Genomic DNA, 6,318 nt, shown 5'->3' on the forward strand with positions numbered 1-6,318 from the left:
TAACAATGCTAATATTATATTACCAACAAGTCAAAGAGGAGGACTTACATATGACAAATAAATACGCAGGTACAAAAACTGAAAAGAATTTACGTGAAGCATTTGCTGGCGAATCTCAGGCTAGAAATAAATATACATACTTCGCTAGCGTTGCTAAGAAGGCTGGCTATGAACAGATTGCTGCTTTGTTCTTGAAGACAGCTGAAAATGAAAAAGAACATGCGAAACTATGGTTTAAGGCCTTAGGCGAATTAGGTGATACAGAAGCTAACTTGAAGGCTGCTGCTGAAGGCGAAAACTATGAGTGGACAGATATGTATGATCGTATGGCACAGGAAGCTGATGAAGAAGGTTTCCATGAACTTGCTGAACAGTTCAGAGGCGTAGGTGCTATTGAAAAGCATCATGAAGAAAGATATAGAAAACTTCTTGCAAATGTAGAAGAAAAGAAAGTATTTGAAAAGAGTGGCGTTACAGTTTGGGAATGCAGAAACTGTGGTCATATCGTAATTGGTACAAAGGCACCAGATGTTTGCCCAGTATGCAAGCATCCACAGTCTTACTTCGAAGTGCATGAAGAAAACTATTAACAGGTGAGAATATGAAATTTTATAAGTGTGAAGGATGCGGTAATTTTATTACATTCTTAAATGAAAAGAGTGGCTGTACTCCAAAATGTTGTGGAGAAACAATGAATGAAGTGATTCCTAACACAACAGATGCTGCAAATGAAAAACATGTTCCTGTGATTGAAAAGAATGGAAATGTTGTAAAAGTAACTGTTGGTTCTGTAGAACATCCAATGGTTGAAAAACACTATATCCAATGGATCATTCTTGAAACAAAGAACGGTTTCATGAAGCATGATCTTCATCCAGAAGAAAAGCCAGAAGCTACATTCACATTGAATGATGGTGATGAAGTCGTTGCAGCATATGAACTATGCAACCTGCATGGACTTTGGAAAGCTGAATAAAACAAACAAAACCACCGAAAGGTGGTTTTTACTTTTGTCTAGTCTGTTGCCAGTATGCTGCCATGGATTGATTTGGCTGATTTGTTACATCATCATCGAGATAGTCACTCAGATCAACCTGCTTTGGATCAAATGCATTTGCTTCTTCTTCACTCTTGAATTCAATTTCAGCGTAAAAGAATTCTGAAGGCAATCCTTCATCAACATGACTGACTTCTAAGTGGTGTCCATCTTTTAATAAATATGTGTTTCTTAGTTTATTGATGAGTGGTAAGCCAATGAGATCTTCTAATTCTTCAAACTTTTCTTCTGGAATTTCCATCTCAATTTCTTTTCTTGTGAGTAATCCTGAAGATTTGAAGCAAAGAATGAATTCATCTTTTAATGGCTGATCTTTGGATGAATAAATCATTTTTTCTTCGCGGATGCGTACAGTTGGATGTGTTGCAATATATCCTTGACGCATTTGCTGAGTGAATAGTAATGGTAGATCAGGAAAACCATTTACCATCCATTTTCTTTCAATTTCTAATGGTGTTTTATTTGTCATATTTATATTCTATCTTGTTTTCGATAACGAATGAAGAAAAAAACACAAATCAGAATTTGAATGATTCCTCCCATTGGTGCAGCAAGACCCATAGGGAATAGTGTATCTGGATAGTAAATAGAAGCAAGATAAGCACCTGGTACTCTACATATAATAATACTGATGACATTGTTCAAGAAGGAAATGAATGGATAGCCACTTGCTACAAAAAAACCTGACAGACAGAAATGAATTCCCGCAATAGCACAATCAAATACATAGGAATGCATATAGGAAGAACCTAGTGAAATAACAGTTGCATCATTTGTGAATAAAGAGAGAACATTTTGAGAAATAAACTGGAAACATATCGCTATGACAATTCCAAATGTAAAAGCAATGCTGGAACAAATGGATAGTGTTTTTCTTGCGAGTGGTTTGTTATTGGCACCGATTGCCTGAGAAACAATTGTGGAAACAGTAGACATCATTGCGGAAGGAACTAGAAATAAGAAAGAAATGATTTTTTCTACGACACCTACTGCGGCAGATACTTCAACACCTCTGCTGTTTGCGATAATTGTGATGATTAGAAATGAGACTTGAATGAAACCATCTTGTAAAGAAACAGGTACACCGATCTTTAGAATGTTTTGCAGTGTTTCTTGTTGTATTTTGAGATCAGTTTTATGAATGTGAATGAGTTTTTTGCTTTTGATTGCGAGTAATGAGATAACTACACTGACTGCCTGAGCAATAACGGTTGCCAGTGCTGCGCCTGTTGCGTGCATATGAAAAAATCCGACAAATACATAATCTAATACAATATTAGAAAGACAGGCAATGAAAATGAAATACATTGGTGTTTTAGAATCACCAAGGCCTCTGAAGATAGAAGAAACAACATTGTATGCAATGATAAAAGGAATGCCTAGAAAACAGATCGTTAAGTAATTTTTTGTTTCCTGGATTGCTTCTATTGGCGTATTCATGATTGTGGTAATCATTGTTCTACAGCAAAGCAATGCAATAAGCAAGATGAGTGATAGAAAGGAAAAGAGTGTAATACTGTTTCCGATAACTGTATTGACTTGTTTTTCGTTGTGACTGCCTACATAACGGCCTATCATAACAACAGAGCCTAAAGATAAGCTGACGAGCATGACAGTAACCATATGCATGAACTGTGAACCAATGGAAACGCCCGAGATAGAGGATGCACCATTGTATTGTCCAACAATAAATAAATCTGCCATACCATAGAGTGTCTGTAGAAAATAAGACAATAAAAATGGAAGTGAGAATGTAATAATATTTTTAATTAGGTTGCCTTGTGTGAGATCTTTTGTCATTGTGTAGTCCTTTCTGAATGTTAATACAAAAAACCTATCCGAAGATAAGTTTTAGAATTTTGTGAAGTTTGTTTTTTCACCATTGAGCCATCTTCTGTGAGAAATTGTACGTTCTACAGCTAATGGGCGAGGTTCTTCAGGGAAAGTAACCATGTTTTTAGCTCCATTTTTCCATAAATCATAAATATCTTCTGCATCTTCAATCAATGAAGTATCATTATTATTACTATTTTTTTACCTTTCAAAAGTAAAGTAAGGTATTGTGAAAACACAATTTGTCAATCAGCTCAGATCCGTTCCATTTGTCGCAATGACTTTTTTGTACCAGTAGAAAGAGTCTTTTTTAATTCTTCTGTAAGTTCCATTGCCCTCATTGTCTCTATCGACATAAATAAATCCATATCTTTTTTTCATTTCACCTGTTCCATTTGAAATAAGATCCAAGCATCCCCAAGTTGTATATCCTAGAAGATCAACACCATCTTTCTCAACAGAATCTATCATAGACTGAATGTGCTGTCTTAAATACTCTATTCTGTAATCATCGTGAATTTTCCCGTTTTCTTCAACACAATCTGCTGCTCCCAGGCCATTTTCAACAACAAACAATGGTTTCTGATAGCGATCATACAGCTCGTTAATCGTACTTCTAAATCCAAGAGGATCAATAGCCCATCCCCACTCACTTTCTTTCAGATAAGGATTTTTGGCAGATGCAAAAATATTACTTTCTGATTGTTTTGCTTTTTCCAGATTACTACTGCTTACTCGTGAAGAATAATAAGAAAAACTAACAAAATCAACAGTATTATCTTTTAATACTTCTACATCTCCTTCTACAAAAGGAATTTTCGCATTTCTTTTTTCAGCCCATTTCAGACAATAATCAGGATATGATCCTCTAGCCTGTACATCTGCAAACATATAAACTTCACGATTATCACAAATTGCCTTCCAATAATCTTCTGGACGGCACGTTTCTGGATAGTAGGATCCTGCCGCCAACATACATCCAATCTGATTTTCCGAATCTACTTCATGCGCAAGTTTTGTTACCAATGCGCTTGCAACAAGCTGATGATGAACAGCTGTAAGCATTGCCTGTGTCTTGTTTTCATTTTCTTCAAAACTAAGTCCAGCAGCCACAAAAGGAAAATGCAAAATCATATTGATTTCATTGAATGTTATCCAATATTTTACAAGGCCTTTATATTTTTCGAAAAGTACACGACATAGTTTTTGATAATACCCAATCATTTCTCTATTTCTCCATCCACCAATTTTTTTCACAAGATACATTGGACAGTCAAAATGATTTATTGTCACAAGAGGTTCAATACCATATCTATGACACTCTTTAAATATATTTTCATAGTATTTTAATCCAGCTTCATTCGGAGTATTCTCATTTCCATCAGGAAAGATACGTGTCCATGCAATGGATAGGCGAAATGTTTTAAATCCCATTTCTCCAAATAATGCAATATCTTCTTTATAATGATGATAAAAGTCAACTGCTGTTAAGGCTGGATAATAATGCTGTTCATCAAAATCATACATCTTTTTCTCACCTGTACCGACAAGATAACGGTCCTCTCCCGATGGCATAAGATCAACATTAGCTAATCCTCTGCCATCTTCACCAAATCCACCTTCACATTGATTTGCAGCTGTTGCACCGCCCCATAAAAAATCTTTTTTTAATCCCATAATTATTTTTCCTCCTCGCACAAAAACATTATAGAGCAGTACTTATTTTTCCTTGAAAAGAAAAAGTTTCTAAAATAGAAACTCAATGCAAAAGAATAAAATCAATCATATGTCTTAAAATAATGGCATTATACTTTTCTTTTATCGTTGGTATATATAGAAACTTCTCAGAAAAATCAATATTCTTTTTACAGCTGATCAACCAGGTATTCACAGAACAATTTAAAATATTTTGAATTACTTCTTTTTCGAAATGGAATGTATTACCATTGATGCTGATTATTATTAGAATATCTGATTCATAAAAAACATACTTCTTTGCAAAATCAACATCACAAATCACCGTTTCCTTTCCTTTTGCAGATAATTCATTCTGAACATAGGAACAAAGTGTACTTGCATGTCCATGTCCATAAACAAATACTCTTTTACTTTTTTGCAAATCTTGTAAAAGTGCACATAACTTCTTTTCATCTATCGCTTCCATTGCATAATACAATTCACAAATCAAATCTTTGGTAAAATCTGTAAACTGTTCTATAGTATTTTTTTGCAGAGAAAAAAGTGTGATGTTTGTTCGCTCAAAGCCAGACACATTGTCCATACATTCAGTTTTGAATTCTTTCATTGTTCTATACCCAAGAGATTTTATGTACTTAGAAATTTGACTTTTAGATGTATGACATGAGCAGGCAATGTAATTGATAGATAGTTCTGGAATCTCTTTCAGATTTTTTTTAATAAACAAACTAATTACATAACTGACTGATGATTCATCTTCAGAATTCAATATTTGATTCAATTTATCTATTAGCATTTTTCCTCCATTGACACTCCCCATGCCTAAAGTCAGGGGATTCTTGCTACCTGCCAAGTTTGTTGGCCGACCAGTCCATTTCTGGCAGATCGTAGTGCAAGTTATGGGTATGCCATTACCCTTCCTAGAGCAGAACATATAGTTCTCTAGGCAGTATGTCTGATATTGCTATCGCCAGCATACTCAGTTGAGTTACAAATATTTATCGCACCAAGCAAATCCCTATGGATACGGAAGCCACAGGAGCATGTGTAGTTTCTATCTCTGGCGTGATGAACACTACCACAGACAGGACATCTTTGGCTTGTATATGCTGGATTAACATACTCAACTTTTATTCCTGCTACTTTGCCTTGTATTCTATAAACTGTGCAAGCCTATAGAAAGACCATGTATGCAGACTGGGATTGTTTTTTCGACTTGTTCTTGTCGTAGAGCGAATGTTTGCCAAACGTTCTAATTTTATAACTTTAACATCATGAACAGCAGCAGCCTCAACAATCTCGCGGCTTATCTTATGGTCAATGTCCTTCATGATGCGCTGTTCTTTATTGTTGATACGTTTTATGGCATCAGGCTTTTTAGCTTTGCCTAGTTTCTTGCGAAGATATTTATAATGCCTGCGCATATATTTATTTTTACGGCCATTGCCATAGAACTTAACGCTGCCATCAGATGTATATGATACCGCAGGACATTTAATACCAAGGTCAACACCCATGGCACTGCCATCGTCAGTATACTCAGGTTCATTAACCTCATATACGACTTGAGCAACTATCTTGCTGCCTTTATAGACAATACGCATGGTTCCATGTTTTGTATTCGCAAATATCAATTTCTGATTATCCGTCATAGAAGTACGGACAGCTATGCGCCTTGATTTACCGTTGATCAGAACTGGAAATTCAATGCAGTTATCTTTAATCTTAAA

9 protein-coding genes are annotated in these 6,318 nt (G+C 35.4%); 2 read left to right on the top strand and 7 right to left on the bottom strand.

From position 1 onward, the window contains the following. Positions 1–50: 50 nt before the first annotated feature. Together rbr and ACTND6_RS03145 are read left to right on the top strand one after the other, a co-directional pair. Positions 51–590, top strand: a complete 540-nt coding sequence (gene rbr, locus ACTND6_RS03140; RefSeq protein WP_441021758.1) for a rubrerythrin — start codon at positions 51–53, stop codon at positions 588–590. Between the two features lie 11 nt (positions 591–601). Continuing rightward, positions 602–976, top strand: a complete 375-nt coding sequence (locus ACTND6_RS03145) for a desulfoferrodoxin family protein (protein WP_178175689.1) — start codon at positions 602–604, stop codon at positions 974–976. Between the two features lie 28 nt (positions 977–1,004). Here ACTND6_RS03145 and ACTND6_RS03150 read toward each other — a convergent pair whose 3' ends face one another. The 7 genes from ACTND6_RS03150 to ACTND6_RS03180 form a co-directional block, all read right to left on the bottom strand. Beyond that, complete coding sequence (locus tag ACTND6_RS03150) at positions 1,005–1,526, bottom strand: CYTH domain-containing protein (RefSeq protein ID WP_441021760.1); 522 nt, start codon at positions 1,524–1,526, stop codon at positions 1,005–1,007. A gap of 2 nt (positions 1,527–1,528) precedes the next feature. Further along, positions 1,529–2,857 (bottom strand): MATE family efflux transporter, encoded by a 1,329-nt coding sequence (locus ACTND6_RS03155; protein WP_441021762.1) that lies wholly within the window; start codon positions 2,855–2,857, stop codon positions 1,529–1,531. 51 nt (positions 2,858–2,908) lie between these two features. After that, complete coding sequence (locus ACTND6_RS03160; RefSeq protein WP_441021764.1) at positions 2,909–3,064, bottom strand: hypothetical protein; 156 nt, start codon at positions 3,062–3,064, stop codon at positions 2,909–2,911. Between the two features lie 75 nt (positions 3,065–3,139). Then, complete coding sequence (locus ACTND6_RS03165) at positions 3,140–4,567, bottom strand: 6-phospho-beta-glucosidase (protein WP_441021766.1); 1,428 nt, start codon at positions 4,565–4,567, stop codon at positions 3,140–3,142. Positions 4,568–4,649: 82 nt separating this feature from the next. Then, a complete protein-coding gene (locus ACTND6_RS03170; protein WP_441021768.1) occupies positions 4,650–5,441 on the bottom strand; it encodes a MurR/RpiR family transcriptional regulator in 792 nt (263 codons plus the stop codon). Positions 5,442–5,530: 89 nt separating this feature from the next. Next, positions 5,531–5,743 carry a zinc ribbon domain-containing protein gene (locus ACTND6_RS03175; RefSeq protein WP_441021772.1) on the bottom strand — a complete coding sequence of 71 codons (213 nt, stop codon included), beginning with the start codon at positions 5,741–5,743 and terminating at the stop codon, positions 5,531–5,533. Next, a partial coding sequence (locus tag ACTND6_RS03180) for an RNA-guided endonuclease TnpB family protein (protein ID WP_441021770.1) occupies positions 5,728–6,318 on the bottom strand: 591 nt, incomplete at its 5' end. The genes ACTND6_RS03180 and ACTND6_RS03175, both read right to left, overlap by 16 nt.

This window comes from Bulleidia sp. HCP3S3_C9 (assembly GCF_052064035.1).
In the GTDB taxonomy this organism is placed as follows: Bacteria; Bacillota_I; Bacilli_A; order Erysipelotrichales; family Erysipelotrichaceae; genus Bulleidia.